This window comes from Microbispora sp. NBC_01389, assembly GCF_045040095.1.
Taxonomy (GTDB): domain Bacteria; phylum Actinomycetota; class Actinomycetes; order Streptosporangiales; family Streptosporangiaceae; genus Microbispora.
Genome location: NZ_CP109552.1, coordinates 5,444,446 through 5,462,836 on the forward strand (window position 1 = coordinate 5,444,446; position 18,391 = coordinate 5,462,836).

12 protein-coding genes are annotated in these 18,391 nt (G+C 69.7%); 4 read left to right on the plus strand and 8 right to left on the minus strand.

Annotation, left to right across the window (positions count from 1 at the left end; translation table 11 throughout):
- Positions 1-6 precede the first annotated feature (6 nt).
- The 3 genes from chvE to OG344_RS23935 all read right to left on the minus strand — a co-directional run bounded on the left by chvE (position 7) and on the right by OG344_RS23935 (position 4,025).
- Complete coding sequence (gene chvE, locus OG344_RS23925; protein WP_405084992.1) at positions 7-1,104, minus strand: multiple monosaccharide ABC transporter substrate-binding protein; 1,098 nt, start codon at positions 1,102-1,104, stop codon at positions 7-9.
- A gap of 101 nt (positions 1,105-1,205) precedes the next feature.
- The gene (locus OG344_RS23930) at positions 1,206-2,240 is read right to left on the minus strand and encodes a LacI family DNA-binding transcriptional regulator (protein WP_405084993.1); all 1,035 of its coding nucleotides are present in this window, start codon (positions 2,238-2,240) and stop codon (positions 1,206-1,208) included.
- Between the two features lie 303 nt (positions 2,241-2,543).
- Entirely contained in the window at positions 2,544-4,025 is a 1,482-nt protein-coding gene (locus OG344_RS23935; RefSeq protein ID WP_405084994.1) for a lectin, read from the minus strand.
- Between the two features lie 1,050 nt (positions 4,026-5,075).
- Here OG344_RS23935 and OG344_RS23940 point away from each other — a divergent pair.
- From OG344_RS23940 to OG344_RS23950, 3 genes are all read left to right on the plus strand, one after another.
- Positions 5,076-7,205, plus strand: a complete 2,130-nt coding sequence (locus tag OG344_RS23940) for a family 43 glycosylhydrolase (RefSeq protein ID WP_405084995.1) — start codon at positions 5,076-5,078, stop codon at positions 7,203-7,205.
- A gap of 26 nt (positions 7,206-7,231) precedes the next feature.
- Positions 7,232-8,830, plus strand: coding sequence for a lectin (locus tag OG344_RS23945; RefSeq protein WP_405084996.1), 1,599 nt, complete (start codon positions 7,232-7,234; stop codon positions 8,828-8,830).
- 63 nt (positions 8,831-8,893) lie between these two features.
- Positions 8,894-9,718 (plus strand): SAM-dependent methyltransferase, encoded by an 825-nt coding sequence (locus OG344_RS23950; RefSeq protein ID WP_327045517.1) that lies wholly within the window; start codon positions 8,894-8,896, stop codon positions 9,716-9,718.
- A gap of 348 nt (positions 9,719-10,066) precedes the next feature.
- Here the strand turns inward: OG344_RS23950 and OG344_RS23955 are convergent, their stop codons facing one another.
- The 3 genes from OG344_RS23955 to OG344_RS23965 form a co-directional block, all read right to left on the minus strand.
- Positions 10,067-11,335: a hypothetical protein gene (locus tag OG344_RS23955; protein ID WP_405084997.1), complete on the minus strand. Its 1,269-nt coding sequence runs from the start codon at positions 11,333-11,335 to the stop codon at positions 10,067-10,069.
- 465 nt (positions 11,336-11,800) lie between these two features.
- Positions 11,801-13,141: a M1 family metallopeptidase gene (locus OG344_RS23960; protein WP_405084998.1), complete on the minus strand. Its 1,341-nt coding sequence runs from the start codon at positions 13,139-13,141 to the stop codon at positions 11,801-11,803.
- A gap of 138 nt (positions 13,142-13,279) precedes the next feature.
- Entirely contained in the window at positions 13,280-13,501 is a 222-nt protein-coding gene (locus OG344_RS23965; RefSeq protein WP_405084999.1) for a hypothetical protein, read from the minus strand.
- A 716-nt stretch (positions 13,502-14,217) separates the two neighbouring features.
- Between OG344_RS23965 and OG344_RS23970 the strand changes: the two genes are divergently transcribed.
- Complete coding sequence (locus OG344_RS23970; RefSeq protein ID WP_405085000.1) at positions 14,218-16,341, plus strand: S8 family peptidase; 2,124 nt, start codon at positions 14,218-14,220, stop codon at positions 16,339-16,341.
- A gap of 91 nt (positions 16,342-16,432) precedes the next feature.
- On the opposite strand, the gene OG344_RS23975 is transcribed toward OG344_RS23970, so the two are convergent.
- Positions 16,433-16,897, minus strand: a complete 465-nt coding sequence (locus OG344_RS23975; protein WP_327045523.1) for a cupin domain-containing protein — start codon at positions 16,895-16,897, stop codon at positions 16,433-16,435.
- A 112-nt stretch (positions 16,898-17,009) separates the two neighbouring features.
- Positions 17,010-18,218: a cytochrome P450 gene (locus OG344_RS23980; RefSeq protein WP_405085001.1), complete on the minus strand. Its 1,209-nt coding sequence runs from the start codon at positions 18,216-18,218 to the stop codon at positions 17,010-17,012.
- Positions 18,219-18,391 lie beyond the last annotated feature (173 nt).

The window sequence follows — 18,391 nt, forward strand, 5'->3', positions numbered from 1 at the left end:
CGAGGCTCAGCCGGTGAGCTGGGCCTCGGTGTAGTAACCGCCGTCGACCAGGATCTGCTTGTAGTTGTCCTTGTCGACCGACACGGGCTTCAGCAGGTACGACGGCACCGTCTTGACGCCGTTGTTGTAGCTGTCGGTGTTGTTCACCTCGGGCTTCTTGCCCTGGACGACGGCGTCGGCCATCGAGGCGGCCACCTTGGCCAGCTCACGGGTGTCCTTGTAGACGGTCTGCGTCTGCTCGCCCGCGATGATCGACTTGACCGACGCCAGCTCGGCGTCCTGGCCGGTGATGATCGGCAGCGGCTTGCCGGAGGAGCCGTACCCGACGCTCTTCAGCGCGGAGATGATGCCGATGCTGATCCCGTCGTACGGCGAGAGCACCGCGTCGATCTTCTCGGACGTGTAGTTCGCGCTCAGCAGGTTGTCCATGCGGGCCTGGGCGGTGGCGCCGTCCCAGCGCAGCGTCGCGACCTGGTCCAGCTTCGTCTGCTTGCTGCGCACCACGAGCTTGCCCGAGTCGATGTACGGCTGGAGCACCGACATGGCGCCGTTGAAGAAGAACACCGTGTTGTTGTCGTCGGGGGAGCCGGCGAACAGCTCGACGTTGAAGGGGCCCTTGCCGTCCTTCAGCCCCAGCTTGTCCTCGATGTAGCCCGCCTGCTGCACGCCGACCTGGAAGTTGTCGAACGTGGCGTAGTAGTCCACGTTGGGGGTCTTCATCAGCAGCCGGTCGTAGGCGATGACCGGGATCTTCTGGCCGGCCGCCTGCTGCAGCACGTCGGTGAGGGCGGCGCCGTCTACGGCCGCGACGACGAGCACCTTCACGCCCTTGGTGATCATGTTCTCGACCTGGGAGACCTGGGTCTCCACCACGTCCTCGGCGTACTGCAGGTCGGTGTCGTAGCCCAGCGACTTGAACTGCTGGACCATGTTGTCGCCGTCCTTGACCCAGCGCTCGGACGACTTGGTGGGCATCGCGATGCCCACGGTCCCCTTGCCGCCGGCGGTCGTGTTCCCGCCGTCCCCGCCGTCCGCGCTGTTGCCGCACGCGGCCGCGAGCAGCAGTAACAGCCCCGCCACCAGCGCGCCTGTGAATTTGCGCATGAAACAATCTCCTTCGGAATGGTTGTTCCTCGCGTCCCGTCGGGGGCCTAGACCGGCGGGGCGCGGTTTTCCCGCCCGGCTGTGGAGCCGGGCGGAAGCTCTCACGGGCTCATGCCGGTGCTCTCCCTGACCACGAGCTCGGGCTCGACCAGGCGCGCCGGTGCGCCGTCGTGGGTCGCGATGCGGTGCAGCAGGAGCCGGAACGCCTGCCGGCCCAGCTCGCCGAAGTCCTGCCGCACCGTGGTCAGCGGCGGCCAGAAATACGCCGCCTCCGGCACGTCGTCGAACCCCGCCACGCTCACATCCTCGGGCACCCGCCGCCCCGCCTCCCGCAACGCCCGCAACACCCCCATCGCCATATGGTCATTGGCCACGAACACCGCCGTCACCCCGCCATCGGCCGCCAGCCGCCGCCCCAGCTCATAACCCGACGACGCCGTCCAATCACCCGCCAACGGCTCGGGCACCACCCGGCCCTCCGCCTCCAGCACCGACCGCCACCCCGAAAGACGACCACGCGAATCCACCCAGTTCGGCGGACCCGCCACATGCCACACCGTCCGATGCCCCAAACTCAGCAGATGCCGCGTCGCCCGCGCCGCCCCCGCCACCTGATCGACCGCCACCACCGGCACCGGCACATCCCCGCCCCCACCCACCACCACCACCGGCAACCCCGCCGGAAGCTGCCGCACCCCCTCGGCCGCCGACTCATGCGGCGCCACCACGATCACCCCGTCCACCGACTGCGACCGCAGCCGATCCACCCCCCGCCCGATCCACCGCCGATCCAGCACCGGCAAACTCGCGATGCTCACCAGATAGTCACTGTCCCGCGCCGCCTGCTCCACCCCGAACAACGTCGACGCCGGCCCGTACAACGTGGTGTCGAAACACACCACCCCCAGCACCCCCGACCGCCCGGTCACCAGCATCCGCGCCGCCGAGTTCGGCCGGTAGTCCAGCTCCCGCACCGCCGCCAGCACCCGCTCCCGCGTCTCCGGACGCACCTTCTCCGGAGCGTTCAGCACCCGCGACACCGTCATCGCCGACACCCCCGCCAGCTCCGCGACGTCTTCCATGACCGCCGCCCTCGGGCGCTCGGCCGGGCTCTCTCCAGGCCGGATCTTCGTCATCCGCCGGTTCCCCGCTCTCGATGAGGTGTTCTGCATGTTAGCGATAACACAACACGTGTCAAGCCCACTGTCCGAACCGGTTTCATAAAGGTGTTCGGCGCCGCGTCGCACGGGCCCTCTGACCGGCGGCGTCATCGGTGACGGGAGACGACGGCCGTCCCCGGAAAGCCGGAAGCCGGTCCGTGCGGGACTCGCACGAACCGGCTCCGGGTGGCGTCCCGGAAGAGGACGCCCGGGTGATCGGGCCCGGCCGGGGGAGCCGGGCAGGGTCAGATCGGGGATGGCGTCAGACCGGGAATGGGGTCAGACGCGGGTCCACTTCTGGTTGTTGGCGCCGGTGCACGACCAGATCTGCACCTTGGTGCCGTTGGCGGTGCCGTTGCCGGACACGTCCAGGCACTTGTTCGCGCCGACGGCGGTGATGGTGCCGTCGGAGTTCAGGCGCCACTTCTGGTTGTTCTGGCCGTTGCAGTCCCAGATGATCACCGCGGTGCCGTCCGCCGTGCCCGCGCCGTTCACGTCGAGGCACTTGTTGCCGTAGACGCGCAGCTCGGTCGCGCTGGTGGAGGTCCACTGCTGGTTGTTCTGGCCGTTGCAGTCCCAGATCAGCACCGTGGCGCCGTTCGACTGGGAGGCGCCGTTGACATCGAGGCACCGGCCCGAGGCGACGCCCCTGAGGGCGTTGCCGTTCCCTCCGGGCGGGGGGCTGTTGGGCGGCGGACTGCTGGTGCTTCCGCCGCCGTTGAACGCGTCCAGGACGGCGTTGTAGGCCTGCTTCTTGTTGTAGTTCCCGTCGAACAGCAGCGGGGTGTCGCCGCTGCGCCAGGAGTACTTGTCGGTGATGCCCCACACGGTGATGCCGGTGCAGCGGGAGACCGCCATGCAGGCCTGCGTGACGCGGCGGTAGGCGTCGGCCTGGGTGGAGCCGGAGCCGCCGACGTCGAGCTCGGTGATCTGCACGTCGACGCCGAGCGCGGCGAACTGGGCGATGTTCTGCTGGTAGTTCGACGGAGGGTTACCGAAGTGCGACTGCAGGCCGACGCAGTCGATCGGCACACCCCGCGCCTTGAAGTCCTTGACCATGTTGTAGACGCCACGGGTCTTGTTGGCGTTGGCGTCGTCGATGTTGTAGTCGTTGTAGCACAGCTTGACATTCGGGTCGGCGGCCCGCGCCGCGCGGAACGCCTCCTCGATGAAGCCGTTGCCGAGCTTCTGGGTGAAGATCGAGTCGCGCAGCGTGCCGACCGCGCCGCCGTCGTTGAACGCCTCGTTGACCACGTCCCAGGCGAAGACCTTGCCCTTGTAGTGGTTCATCACCTGGGTGATGTGGTTGGTCATCGCCGAGCGCAGATCGCTGGCCGACATGCCGCTGTTGATCCAGCTGGGCAGCTGGGCGTGCCACACCAGCGTGTGCCCGCGGACCTTCATGCCCTGGCCGACCGCGTGGTTGACGATCTGGTCGGCCGAGCCCCAGTTGAACGAGTTGCGGGACGGCTCGATCGGCCCCCACTTCATCTCGTTCTCGGCGGTGACGGAGTTGAACTCCCGGTCCCACGTGGCCACGTAGGTCGAGTCGTTCAGGTGGCCGGCCGCGATCGCGGTGCCGAAGTAACGGCCGCTCTGCGCGGCGGCCGCCCCGAGGGTGCTCGCCGCGGCATTGGCGGGGAGGGTCGCCGCCAGCGCCGTCACCACCCCGAGCACGCCGAGAGCCCCGGCGGCCAGCGCCCGGCGCGGACCGCTGAGCGGTCGCCTGGCGCCACCGGCGGATAAGGGGAAATCACTCATGCCTGAGCCTCCACTGCTTGATGAACGAGGGTGCTTGATCAACAAGGGTGCTTGTCGAACGCGGTGTGAAAGAACGGTGGTGTGAAAGAACGGTGGTGCCGGAAGAACGAGTGCTGAAACGAACGCGGATGGACGCGGGAAGACGCCCGCGATGTCGCGCACGGCCCGTCACGGACCGCGGCACCGGCAATGCGGCCCCTGCCGTTCACCACCGACCGGGCAGAAGGAGGCCGCCGGGGATCAGTTTGGAAACACTGGCGTAACGTGTCAAGGCGTTGTGTCGATCTATCGGCGGCAGCCCGTCAGGGCCGCATCCCTCAGGGGGCCGGCCGTTCACCCGTAGGGGCTCCTGCGCGGCGGATATCCGCGGCGGCCCAGGCCTCGGCGTGTGGTGACGACGGCTGTGAAAGTTTCACCGGGGCCGGACCGGCCGGCGGACCGGCCGCTTCGCGGTCGTCCCAGTTCGGGCGCTCCTCCCGGCCGCGGGCGACCACCCGGGAGCGGCCCGCGTGTTGACACACCCCGCGTCGTCGTATTGGCTCCGCCGCACCACCACCGACATTCGCCAGATGTGAGAAGGGAGTTCACATCGCGGAAATGTTAGCGCTCACAGGATCAGCGCTCACCGGACTACGCGGGCAGTGGCCGACGACCGCGAGCAGCGCGTCGGCGAGCAGGGCGGTGCGCGGGCCGGTCCTCCGGTTCTCCGGCCCGGTCCGGCCACGGGCGGCGTGGACCTCCGCTGTCCTCGTGACCGGTGGTCGCGGCTCGCGCCCCGCGCGGCCGCGGGGCGTCGTCCGGAGCTGAACCGTCGCCGGCCCCGTACCGCGGCGTTTCCGCGGCCCGCGATGTTAGCGATAACTCGCTCCTGGCGGCCGCGCCCGGGCGTCCGGCGCTCCCTGGCAGTGAACGCTCCCACCCGATCCGCCGAATCCGGCCCCCGGCCCACGCCTTCCACAGCCGGGGGCTATGGGGACGGCCCGCCGTCCCTCCGCCAGTGAGGGACGGCGGGCCCGTCCCCACCGCCTCCACCCCCCAGAGGAGAAGAGAATGCATCCAGCGCCGCCCCGTGTGACCGGGCGACGGAGACGATCGCCCGCGGCCCTCCTGACGTGCCTGCTCGCGGCGCTCGCGACCCTGCTCGCCGGCGCGCTCGTGTCCCTGACGCCGGCCACGGCCGCGACCGTCGACACCAACGCCTGGTACGTGCTGGTCAACCGCAACAGCGGCAAGGCCCTGGACGTGTACAACCTCTCCACCGCCGACGGCGGGTCGCTCGTGCAGTGGACCCGGAACAACGGCAACAACCAGCAGTGGCGGTTCGTCGACTCCGGCGGCGGCTACTACCGCGTGCAGTCGCGGCACTCCGGCAAGGTGATGGACGTCTCCAACCTCTCCACGGCCGACGGCGCCGCCGTCGTGCAGTGGACCGACGGCAACGGCGTCAACCAGCAGTTCCGGCTGGCGGACTCCTCGGACGGCTACGTACGGCTGATCAACCGCAACAGCGGCAAGGCCGTGGAGGTGCAGAACGCCTCCACCGCCGACGGCGGCAAGGTCGTGCAGTACTCCGACTGGGGTGGCACCAACCAGCAGTGGCAGCTCGTCCGCGTCGACGGCGGCACCACCTCCCCGTCGGCGTCCCCGCCGGCGTCACCGTCCGCCTCCCCGTCGCCGAGCGCGCCCTCCGGGCAGTTCACGAACCCGGTGCTGTGGGAGGACCTCGCCGACATCGACATCATCCGGGTCGGCGACACCTACTACTACTCCGCCTCCACGATGCACTACTCGCCCGGCGCGCCGGTCCTGCGCTCCTACGACCTGGTCCACTGGGAGTACGCCGGCCACTCGGTGCCCACGCTCGACTTCGGCAGCAAGTACGACCTCAACGGCGGCCGCGGCTACGTCAACGGCATCTGGGCGTCGTTCCTGAACTACCGGCCCAGCAACAAGACCTTCTACTGGGGCGGCTGCATCGACTTCAACAAGACCTACATCTACACCGCCACCTCCGTCGAAGGCCCGTGGAACCGGCACACCACGATCAACAAGTGCTACTACGACGCCGGCCTGCTCGTCGACGACAACGACACCATGTACGTCGCCTACGGCAACACGCAGATCAGCGTCGCCCAGCTGTCGGCCGACGGCAAGAGCGAGGTCCGCAGCCAGCAGGTGTTCTCCACCCCCTCCAGCGTCGGCACGCTGGAAGGCTCGCGGATGTACAAGCGCAACGGGAACTACTACATCTTCGTCACCAAGCCCGCCAACGGGCAGTACATCCTGAAGTCCACCAACGGGCCCTTCGGCCCGTACGAGATGCGCCAGGTCCTGCTGAACATGTCCGGCCCGGTCTCCGGCGGCGGCGTGCCGCACCAGGGCGGGCTGGTGCAGACCCAGAACGGCGCCTGGTACTACATGGCCTTCCAGGACGCCTACCCCGGCGGCCGGATCCCCGTCCTGGCCCCGGTCACCTGGACCTCTGACGGCTGGCCCACCATCACGACCGTCAACGGAGGCTGGGGCGCGTCCTACCCCAACCCCGTCACGACGCGCGAGGTGAAGTCGCCGACCGGAAGCGACACCTTCACCGGGTCGCAGCTGGGGCCGGAGTGGGAGTGGAACCACAACCCCGACACCACCAGGTTCGGCGTCGGCAACGGGCTGCGGCTGCAGACCGCCACCGTGACCAACGACCTGTACTCCGCCCGCAACACCCTCACCCACCGCATCCTCGGGCCGTCGTCCACGGCGACGATCCAGCTGGACTACTCCCAGATGCGCGACGGCGACCGGGCGGGACTGGCGATGCTGCGCGACTCCTCGGCCTGGATCGGCGTCCGGCGCGACAACGGGCAGACCCGGCTGGTCGCGACCAACAACCTGACCATGAACGGCAGCTGGCAGACCACCTCCACCGGAACCGAGGTGGCCTCCACCGCCGTGTCCGGCGGCCGGATCTGGCTGCGCGTCAACGCCGACATCCGGCCCGGCACCGGCCGCCAGGCCAAGTTCTCCTACAGCACCGACGGGGTGAACTTCACCTCCTTCGGCCCCGCCTTCACGATGGGCAACGCCTGGCAGTTCTTCATGGGCTACCGCTTCGGCATCTTCAACTACGCCACCCAGTCCCTGGGCGGCTCGGTCACCGTCAACCGGTTCGACCTCACCACCCCCTGACGAACACGATGCTGAGGAGCAGGCAGATGGGAAGGATTCTCCGCTGGGCGACGGCGGCGGCGCTCGCCGCCGGGTCCCTGGTCGCGGTCGGCGGTGCGACGTCACCGGCCGCGGCCCTGGACAACGGGCTCGCCCGTACGCCCCAGATGGGCTGGAACGACTGGAACAGCTTCGGCTGCAACGTCAGTGACAGCCTGATCCGGCAGACCGCGGACATCATGGTGTCGAGCGGCATGGCGGCGGCGGGCTACCAGTACGTGAACATCGACGACTGCTGGTCCACCAAGAGCCGCAACTCCGGCGGCGACCTGGTGCCGGACCCGCAGAAGTTCCCCAACGGCATCAAGGGCGTGGCCGACTACGTCCACTCCAAGGGTCTGAAGCTCGGCATCTACTCGTCGGCGGGTCTCACGACCTGTGCGGGCTACCCGGCGAGCCTCGGCAACGAGCGGCGGGACGCGGCCCTGTGGGCGTCCTGGGGCGTCGACTACCTCAAGTACGACAACTGCGGCGACCATCAGGGCAAGAACGGGCAGCAGCGGTACCAGGCGATGCGGGACGCGCTGGCCGCGACCGGGCGCCCGATCCTCTTCAGCCTGTGCAACTGGGGCCAGGAGAACGTCTGGACCTGGGGCATGCAGACCGGCAACTCCTGGCGTACGACCGGGGACATCCAGTCGAACTTCGGTTCGGTCATGGGCATCCTGGACCAGCAGGTAGGGCTTGAAGGGTACGCGGGGCCGGGCGGCTGGAACGACCCGGACATGCTGGAGGTCGGCAACGGCTCGATCACCGGCACCGAGGGCCGGGCGCACTTCAGCCTGTGGGCGCTGCTGAACGCGCCGCTCATCGCGGGCAACGACCTCCGCACGATGAGCGCCGACACCCGGACGATCCTCACCAACACCGAGGTCATCGCGGTGAACCAGGACTGGGGCGGTCGGCAGGGCAGCAAGATCAGCGACAACGGCAACCTCGAGGTCTGGCGCAAGCCGATGTCGAACGGATCCGTCGCGGTCGTGCTGCTCAACCGGGGCACCTCGACGGCGACGGTGTCCACCACCGCCTCCGCCCTGGGCCTCGGCGCCGCGTCCTCCTACTCGGTCCGCGACCTGTGGGCGCACAGCACCGGCTCCTCGACGGGCGCGATCAGCGCGTCCGTGCCCGCGCACGGGGCCGCCATGTACGTCGTGACCGGTGGGGGTCTCGTCACCCCCTCGGCCACGCCGACGCCTCCTCCGGGCTCGACCGGCGCGATCAAGGGGGTGGGTTCCGGCAGGTGCCTGGACGTCGCTTCCCAGACCAACGGCGCGCAGGCGCAGATCTGGGACTGCAACGGCCAGACGAACCAGCAGTGGACCCCGACCAGTTCCGGCGAGTTGCGCGTGTACGGCAACAAGTGCCTGGACGTGTACAACCGCGGCACGGCGGATGGTACTAATGTGATCATCTGGGATTGCAACGGCCAGAACAACCAGCAGTGGCGCTTCAACGCGGACGGCACCATCACGGCCGTCGGCGCGAACAAGTGCCTGGATGTGCCCAACAACGCCACCGCGAACGGCACCAAGCTGACAATCTGGTCCTGCAACGGCGGCGCGAACCAGCGATGGACCCGCGCCTGATCTCTACACGGTGACCTTTCTCGCCGGGGGGCCACCCCCGGCGAGGGACGGCAAGGAGTACGCATGTCCCACTCGACGGCCCACGAGCCGGCGGCCTCGCGGATAAACACGAGCATCCCCCATCCGGCGCGGGTGTACGACTATCTGCTGGGCGGCAAGGACAACTTCGCGGCCGACCGTGAGGCCGCCGAGCAGCTCGTGAAGATGTCGCCGGGCACGCGGGAGGGCGTCCAGGCCCATCGCGCCTTCCTGCGCCGGGCGGTCGGCTACCTCGCGGCGGAGGCGGGGATCACGCAGTTCCTCGACATCGGCACCGGCATCCCCACCCAGGGCAACACCCACGAGGTCGCGCAGGAGGCCAACCCGCGGGCCAGGGTCGCCTACGTCGACAACGATCCGATCGTCCTGGTTCACGGCCGCGCGCTGCTGCGGGGCGACGTGGCCGGGGCGACGACGGTGATCGAGGCCGACCTGCGGGAGCCGGAGACGATCCTGTCCCACCCGGAGGTCCGGGAAGTGATCGACTTCACCCGCCCGGTGGGCGTCATCCTGGCCGGGGTCCTGCACTTCATCCGCGACGAAGAGGAGCCGTACGCGCTGGTCGAGCGGTTCAAGGAGGCGGTTCCCACCGGAAGCCACCTGCTGCTGTCGCACATCACGCTCGACTTCGCCCCCAAGGTGGACCGGGAGGAGTTCACCAAGCCGTACGACAACAGCACCGCCCCCATGGTGCCCCGCACGCTCGCCGAGGTGCTGCCGTTCTTCGACGGCTGGCGGGTGATCGACCCGGGCCTGGTCGAAGTGGTGCGGTGGCGGCCGGACGACGGCTTCGAGTACATCCCGGGCGGGCACGCCTGGGCCTACGGCGGCGTCGCGATCAAGCCCTGACGCCGCCGTACCCGGCGGGTGCGCCCCCGCACCCGGTGCGGGCCGGCCATCCCGTACGGTCCCGTGCGGTCCTCGTGCGGCGGGACCGCACGGGCCTCAGCGCGCCGGGATGAGCGTGGGCCCGGCCTCCACGATCGCGAGCGGCGCGGAGCCGTACCGCCGCCGCAGCACGGCGGAGGCCCGGGCCACTCGGCCGCCCTTCCTTGTCGGTGTGAACCACCACGGCCCGCACCCTCTCCGGTGAGGGTGCGGGCGGTGGCGACGGCGATGGTGATGATGGTGGCGGGGCGGGACTCGCGGTAGGCGCCGGCCCCGCCCCGCCCGCCCGAAGCCGGGCCGGTGGCGGGCTCAGCCGAGCGTGATCGCGATGCCGGGGAACGCGGAGGTCGCGTTGCTCCACGGCGAGAAGTACATCCGCCAGGCACAGGTCCGGCCGCTGGTCACGTAGCCGGTGCAGGTGACGGCGGTGCTGGTGTCGATGGCGGTGTTGACGCCGGCCGCGTACACCTGGCTGGTGTTGGCGGAGTTGACGACCTCCACCGCGCCGCCGCTGTCGCCCTGCCCGACGGCGTTGGTGTGGGCCGACTGCTCGGCGCGGACGGTGCCCGTGATCAGGTAGCCGACGTTGATGGTCACGCCCGTCTGCTGGACCTGGATGCTGCAGTTGGTGCCGGAGTAGGCGCCGGAGGTGCACAGCCACATGCCGACGTAGCTGCTGGTGGTGCCGATGACCGGGTTGTTGTACTCGGTGGAGACGTTGCCGATGGGGTTGTTGAAGACGCGGCCCGCGGCGCTGGCGTTGATCAGCAGGACGTCCAGGCCGTTGTTGTCCTGGCTGACGCTGCCGATCACCTCACCGGTGGGGTCGGTGGCCGTGTCGCCCAGCGCGCCGCAGTGACCCGCTGACAGGATCTTGCTCGATCCGCCGTAGGTCACCGCGAAGCCGGTGGTGCAGCCTCCGCCGGGGGACTGCCACGCGGCGCCGCCGTACCAGGGCGGGGAGTCGTTCCAGCGGGTGGTGAGCTGCGGGCGGACGCCCGTCTCCACGGTGATCGGCACGGTCTCGCCCGACGCCGCCGAGCGGGCCCTGGCGGCGTCGAGGCCGGTGACGGTCAGGCCGGAGCCGTCCACGCGGGGCGCGATGGAAGTGATCACGCTGCCGGCCCTCTTGGCGATCCGGCCCATCGCGGCGGTGAGCTCCGCGGCCGAGTGCCGGGCAGGCAGGACGTTCACCGCGACGTCACCGCGTAACTGGCCGACGAGCCCGTCGATCGCCTGGGAGGTGCGGCCCTTCCAGTACAGGCGCAGCTCGTGGTTCTCGGGGGCGACCACGATGCCGGCGTAGCCGCCGCCGTTCCGCTCCTGTGCGACGGCGGCGGTGATGCGGTCCGCGGCGCGGACGAGCCGCTCCTGGGTCGAGAGGAGGTCCTTCCAGGAGGCGAAGCCGCCGGGCACCGCCCCGGCGGGCTCGATGGCCTGGGTCGTGGTGTCCTTGCCCGGGTCCTGGGCGGCGGCCGGATGGGCGCCGGCGACGGCCACGAGGACGAGGCCGGCGCCGAGCGCGGTCGCGAGGCGGGCGAAGCGTCCCGTGGTCCTGGTGGTGGGGGAGAGGTTCACGAAGGATTTCCTCCTTGCCGGATATCTAGCGGGGCGAATCCGGTATTTCACGATTTCCGCGCTCGATCAATGCATTGACTGACTGCTGAACCGGCGGTATCGCCGGAAGTCAGACGGGCCGTATACAGGGATTGCGGTCGAGAACTATGTGAGGCCCGTCTGCCCTCTGGGCTGCGGCGATGGCGCTGCCTGCGGGGAATTTCGCTCGATCCGAATATCGCCGTATCGGAATGCGTTTCGGGGAAAAGAATCGGTGAACCGAAAGCGGGGATGAGGGGAGCCCTCAACAACGATCCGGCCCGTCCGTACGGGGAAAAGGGAGCACGAGAATACGGCGCGGATGGGACGCGGGCCGTCGCCGCGATCCGCGGTGGGGTGACGGCCACCCGGGCGCACGCCGAAGGCCGCGACCGGCCGGGCGGTCCGGCCGGTCGCGGTCCGGCCGGTTGCGGTCCGTCCCGGCCGTCAGCCGTCGATGCGGTGCGTGGTCCAGAACGACGACAGGCTGACCGAGGTCGCGGCCTGGGCGGCGGCCTTGAAGTCCGCGGTGGTCGAGATCCCGTACCAGTGGGCGGCCGCGTAGTTCCTCAGGAGGGTCTCCATGGCCGTCGTGCCGATCGCGCGCCGCAGGTCGTGCAGCGCGCATTTGCCGTAGCCGTAGACGACCGTCGAATACCGGCTGGAGTGGGCGTCCCAGTAAGCCATCGAGTTGGTGATCTTCTCGGCGGACGACTGCCAGGAGACGCTGTTCCAGCAGTTGGTGCCGGACAGGCCGTTGTAGAGGTCGGTGGCGTAGTCGGCGAACGACTCGTCCAGCCACGGGCTGGTGTACTCGTCGTCACCGACGATGCCGTACCACCACTGGTGGGCCAGTTCGTGGGCGAGCGCCGTGGAGCTGATCACGTCGAGCACGAAGCCGGGATACTCCATGCCGCCGAACCAGAAGTTGTTGTCCAGCACCACGTCCACCTCGGCGTACGGGAAGGTGCCGAACCGCCCGGCATGGGCGACCAGAGCGTTCTTGGCGGTGGTCATCATCGAGCTCGCGCTGCTCGAACTGATCGAGCTCACCCGGTAGACGTTCACCGTGACGCCGGTGGTCGTGGTGCCCGTGGTCTTCGTGAACGGCCCGGCCGCCCACGCGAACTCGCGGACGTTCTTCGCGGTGGCCCGGGTGACCGTACGGCCGGAGGCGCCCGGCGTGTCGACGGACGTGCCGGTGGCGGGCACGAGCAGCGACGTCGGATGGTCGAGCGTGACGTCGAAGTCGCCGATGAGCGCGTAGAAGGACTCCCCGTTGTTCGTGTAGGGGTCGAGGTGCCATCCGCTCGCGTCGCGGACCGCCAGGACCGGCAGCGCGTTCCCGACGAAGTTGTAGGACCCGTCGCGGCCGAACCGGTCGGCGCCGCTGGGCACCACGATGCTCAGGTCGAACCCGACCGAGGCGCTCTGGTTCTGGGCGAGCGCGGCGGGTAACGCGATCTTCATCGCGGTGCAGCTTACGGACAGGGCGGACGGCGTGCCCCCGGTCACGTTGGACACCGTGATCGGAGTGGACGGGCACGCCCCGTGGGCGTTGTCCCACAACCGGAGGTAGACCTCCGTCAGGGGGTCGGCGGACGCGTTGGTGAAGGTGACGCTCTCGTGGCCCGTCCAGGTGGTGCCCGAGGCGTTACTGCTCAGGGTGACGGTGTAGGAGGGTTTCGACGGAGTCCGGACGCCGTCCGCGGCGTGGGCCGCCGGCGGGACACCCAGGACGAGGAGCGACACCGCGGCTGCGGCGGAGATCAGGACACGTCGCAGCATGAGGACGGTCTCCCTTCAGGTACCCGGCCCCCCGAATCTGCCGACGTAATCTAACTTTTCGTCAAGAACCGGTCAATGGACCTGCAGGGCGATCCGCCGCCGCGCGGCGTCCGGAAGCGACGCCGGCGGGGCCGGGGATCACATGGGGTAGCGCCGCCGTGCCTCGTCGCGGACGTCCGACGCGGACAGGGGCCGGTGCACCCGGGTCTCCCGGTAGATCCTCTCGGCGGCCTCCTCCGGGTCCTCCTCGGCGCGGATCGCGGTGATCCAGAAGTAGATGGTCGCGAGGGCCCCGAAGATGACGACGAAGCGGTATTTGTCCCAGTAGGCCGGGTCCGCGGTGATCTGCAGAACGTTCACCCCTGTGATGATCGTGAGTATCGTGGCCCGCCAGGTCAAGACAGCCCTCATGTCCGCGTCTGACATTCGCCATCCCTTCGTGTCCGTAGTGTCGAATCCCATTTCGAGCGGTGCCGAAAGCCGTTTACGGCCACCCTTTCCACCCCCGCGAAACGGTGCGTTCTTCCGGATGTCACAGGGGGAACTCTCGGCGGGCTCCGCGGGTTCCATTCACCTCGGCGCCACTACGCCCCCGCCTCCTGGGGGAAACCCCCACAGTGGCCCTCGGGCCGGCGTTCACGCCCGTCGCCGCGCCCGTCGCGCGACGCCGATGCCCGGCCCCGCCGCACCTGCTGACGGTCTCAGCCCGGCACCGGCCGAAAATCCAGCGAACAAAATTCCGTTACATCGCTTTCACGAAATGTTCCGCCATTCGAAACGCAAATCCGCTGCCGGGCGCTTATGGGAGCCCGGCTGATCTCCGGCCCGTACACCAGGGCCGACGGAGAAAACAACGCCGGCGGGCGTGATCGAAGCCACAGGGGAGTGGTCCGCTGCCGATCTCGTCGCGCGGTCGGGTCCACTGCCACTGAAACCGCTTTCATCAGTATGCGACACGCCGATTTTTCGATCACAGGGTCAGCTCAAATACACGAATTCCGCACAATTCCCAATTATCCCGGAAAACCCTAGCCTGATGCCGCATTGATCAACCCGCAGCAACCGGGAGAAACCTCTTGCGAAGTTCATCCGTGGCCGTCGCCCTCACGACGGCCGTCCTCCTCGGCCTGCCCGCCGTGTCCGCCGCGGCACAGGCGGCCCCTCCGGCCCTCACCGGCGCGGCCTTCTCCAGCGCGGTCCCCACCGGAACCTCCGCGGCGACGGGAGCCGCCGCGGCCCCGCAGGACGGCGACCACACCGTCACGCTCGTCACCGGCGACACGGTGCGGGCGCGCCTGGAAGGCCACGACCTGCGCGTCCTGTCGGCCGAGCCGGGAGAGGGGCGTACGGGCATCACCTTCGACGTCACCGACCGCGGCGACCAGGTGTCGGTGGTCCCGTCGGACGCGGCCCCCCTCGTCCGGGCCGGTCGCCTCGACCCCGACCTCTTCGAGGTGGGCACCCTGATCGCGGACGGCTACGACGACGCGCGCAGCCAGTCGATCCCGGTCATGACCACCTATGACAAGAGCACGACCACCGAGAACGCCGACCGGGCCCGGGCCGCGTTCGGCGGGGCGGCCAGGAGCCGGCGCGCCTTCCCCCGGCTGGGCATCAGCGCGCTCAGCATCGGGAAGACGGCCGCACCCGACGCCTGGCGCGGCCTCACCGGCGGCTCCGCCACGCCCACCGGCCTGCGGGGCGGCGTCACCAAGCTGTGGCTGGACGGGAGGGTGACGGCCGGGCTCGACCGCAGCGTCCCGCACATCGGCGCGCCGGCCGCGTGGGCGAGCGGGTACGACGGCACCGGCGTCAAGGTCGCGGTGCTGGACAGCGGCTACGACACCGACCACCCCGACCTCGTCAGCAGGGTCGTCGCCTCCGCGGACTTCACCGGCAACGCAGGCGGGGTCGAGGACGGCAACTCGCACGGCACGCACACCGCCTCCACCGTCGCCGGGACCGGCGCCGCCTCCGGGGGCCGCTACAAGGGGGTCGCCCCCGGTGCGAGCCTGGTCGTCGGCAAGGTCCTCAGCGACGAGAACTGGGGCTACGACTCCTGGATCATCGACGGGATGAACTGGGCGGTCGGTCAGCAGGGCGCCAAGATCGTCAGCATGAGCATCCAGAGCGGCGCGGGCTATCCCGACCACCCGGTCGCGGCCGCGATCAACAGCCTGACCTCGCAGTACGACGCGCTGTTCGTGGTCTGCTCGGGCAACTACGGTCCCGGCACGTCCACCATCAGCTCCATCGGCGTCGCCGACAAGGCGCTGACCGTGGGCGCGGTGGACCTGACCGACACGGTGGCGGGCTTCTCCAGCCGTGGCCCGGTGGGCGACCAGGGCCTCAAGCCGGACATGACCGGGCCCGGTGTCGACATCACCGCGGCCGTGCCGGGCGGCGGCTACGGCACGATGAGCGGATGCTCGATGGCGACCCCGCACGTCGCCGGCACGGCCGCGCTCGTGAAGCAGCGCCACCCCGCGTGGGGCGCGCAGCGGCTGAAGGACGCGCTGATGGGCACGGCCGCGGCGGCCGCGGGGCTCACCCCGTACTCGTACGGCACCGGCCGGGTCGACGCGGCCCGGGCGGTCAGCCAGTCACTCACCGCCAACCCGCCGAGCGCCGCGCTGTCGGTCACCACCGCCCAGCCCACGGCCACGCGCACGGTGACCTACACCAACGGCGCGGCCTCCGCGGTGACGCTGAACCTGGCCGTGTCCGCGACCGACGCCGCCGGGACGACGGCCGCCCCGTCGGGCCTGTTCACCCTGAGCGCGAGCGCCGTGACGGTGCCCGCGAACGGCACCGCGCAGGTCACCGTCTCCCTGCACCAGGTGAGCGCCGCGAACAGCCTCTACGGGGGCGTCCTGACCGCGACGTCCTCCGGCGGCGCGTCGGTGCGCACCGCGCTGGGCGGCCGGATCCAGGCGACCTCCACCTACAACACCACGGTCCGCGTCCACTACAACCCCGGCGCGGGCAACCGGATCACCCTCCGCGGCGACTCGCCACTGAGCTGGGCCGGCGGGCAGAACTGCGTCAGCACCACGGCCGGCCTGTGGGAGTGCGGGTTCAACCTCTCCACCGGGCAGCCGTTCCTCTACAAGCCGCTGATCAACGACAGCGTCTGGGCCACCGGCTCCAACTACTACGGCGTCGGCGGCGGGACCTACGACATCTACCCCACCTTCTGACAGATCACGGAGAGCCCCGGCCGGACGCCTTCCGGCCGGGGGCTCTCCGTTTCCGGCGGCGTACGGGCCGTGGTCGTGCGCGCGGCACTGGTCAGGCCGTCGTCCGGACCGGGCCGGACCATCTCAGCTCGGGCAGGTTGACCACGATGGCCTCCTGGGTGCTCCGGGCGATGACGACGACGGCCTCCAGGCCGGGGTCCGGGTTCTCCTCCCGGTGGGGCACGAACGGGGGCACGAAGATGTAGTCTCCCGGCTTCGTGTCGATCCGCACCTCCCGCGGCTCCTCGGCGTCGACGTCGAGGAACACGAACGACGGGGTGCCGCTGACCACGTAGATGGCGGTCTCGGAGTCGCCGTGGTGGTGGTTCGCCGAGACGGTTCCCGGGGCCACGTGCGTCTGGCCCATCCACAGGCGACTCGAACCGACGGTGGCGCCGCTGACGGCGGCGCGGCGGGTCATCCCGCCCGTCTGTGCGGTCTCGGGCGTCAGACCGGCCGGCGCCACGTGATGCAGCCTGCGGTGGAACGGGTCCTCGGGAAGGATGATGCTGCTCACCTGGCGCTCCTCCGGTGCGAACGGCTTTCACCTACTGAATCAGTAGGATGTGACGGAATATTCCGGGTGAACGGCAGACGGCGCGGCGTCGCCCGCGAAGGACCCGCCCGGATCACGCGTCCCAGGTGACGGGCAGGTTCTTGACCCCGAAGATGTCCGCGGTCTCCGGGCGCAGGCCGACCTCCTCGGCCGGTACGGCGAGGCGCAGCGTGGGGAAGCGACTGAGCAGCGCGGGGAACGCGACCCGCATCTCGACGCGGGCGAGCTGCTGCCCCAGGCACTGGTGGATGCCGTGGCCGAAGGCCAGGTGCCCGCCGTTCTCCCGGCCGAGGTCGAGCACGTGGGGATCGGCGAAGCGCTCGGGGTCGCGGTTGGCGGTGTGGTACGACAGGATGACCGTCGTACCGGCCTCGATGGTCCGGCCGCCCAGCTCCACGTCCTCCAGCGCCGTGCGCATGAACGTCTTGGCGACGCTGAGATACCGCAGCAGCTCCTCCACGGCCCGGTCGGTGAGCGCGGGATCGGCGCGCCACGCGGCCGGCTGTGCCGGGTGGCTCAGCAGTGCGAAGGTGCCCAGCGCCAGCATGTTCGCGGTGGTGTCGAATCCCGCCGCCAGCAGGATCAGGGCCATCCCCCGCAGCTCCTCGTCGGTGAGGTCGCTGTCGGTGAGGTCGCTGAGCACGTCGTCGGTGGGGTTCGCGCGCTTGGCCGCCACCAGTTCCGCGAGATACCGCTGGGTCGCGGTGTAGGCCGTCAGCACTTCCTCGTCGCCGGCCTCTCCGCCGAGGAACTTGTCGATGTGCCCCTGGAAGGAGCCCCGGTCCTCGTACGGCACCCCCAGCAGCTCACAGATGACGACGGAGGGGATGGGCCTCGCGAACGCGGTCACCAGGTCGGCCGGCGGCCCGGCCTTCTCCATGGCGTCCAGGTGGTCGGCGGTGATCTGCTCGACGCGCTCGGCGAGCTGCCGCATCCGCCGTACGGTGAACCTGCCCACCAGCGGCTTGCGGTAGCGGCTGTGCCGCGGCTCGTCCATGAGGAGGAACTCGCCGGGCGGCGCCGGTGGCACCTCGACGTCCCCGTAGTCCACCAGCGGGTGGTGGCGCATGAGCTCCCTGCGCGAGCTGAACCGCGAGTCGGCGAGAACGGACCGGACCAGGTCGTATCCGGTGACCAGCCAGCCCTGGTGCCCGTCGGGGAAGGGGAATCGGCTGATGGGACCGTGTTCGCGGGCCTGGATCAGCTCCTTGGGCGGGTCGAACGGGCAACCGGACCGACGGGCCGTCGGCAGCGTCGGGACCGTGTGGAGGGAGTCACCCATCGCCGTTCCTCATTTCGCGATAGTACGTGTTTCGGGTTCTGTCGAAAGCTACGTTGCGTTCGTACTGGACGTCAATAGAGAAGATTGCGTTTGCCCAGATAAATACGCATAAACTGATGCAATGGCACTGAATCCGAATGCAATGCGGCGTTGCAATGAATGGAAGCGAAGGC

Excerpts from the sequence above, each read along its gene's own strand:
- chvE (WP_405084992.1), bottom strand. The coding sequence starts at position 1,104 with ATGCGCAAATTCACAGGCGCGCTGGTGGCGGGGCTGTTACTGCTGCTC.
- OG344_RS23930 (WP_405084993.1), bottom strand. The coding sequence starts at position 2,240 with ATGACGAAGATCCGGCCTGGAGAGAGCCCGGCCGAGCGCCCGAGGGCG.
- OG344_RS23935 (WP_405084994.1), bottom strand. The coding sequence starts at position 4,025 with ATGAGTGATTTCCCCTTATCCGCCGGTGGCGCCAGGCGACCGCTCAGC.
- OG344_RS23940 (WP_405084995.1), top strand. The coding sequence starts at position 5,076 with ATGCATCCAGCGCCGCCCCGTGTGACCGGGCGACGGAGACGATCGCCC.
- OG344_RS23945 (WP_405084996.1), top strand. The coding sequence starts at position 7,232 with ATGGGAAGGATTCTCCGCTGGGCGACGGCGGCGGCGCTCGCCGCCGGG.
- OG344_RS23950 (WP_327045517.1), top strand. The coding sequence starts at position 8,894 with ATGTCCCACTCGACGGCCCACGAGCCGGCGGCCTCGCGGATAAACACG.
- OG344_RS23960 (WP_405084998.1), bottom strand. The coding sequence starts at position 13,141 with ATGCTGCGACGTGTCCTGATCTCCGCCGCAGCCGCGGTGTCGCTCCTC.
- OG344_RS23980 (WP_405085001.1), bottom strand. The coding sequence starts at position 18,218 with ATGGGTGACTCCCTCCACACGGTCCCGACGCTGCCGACGGCCCGTCGG.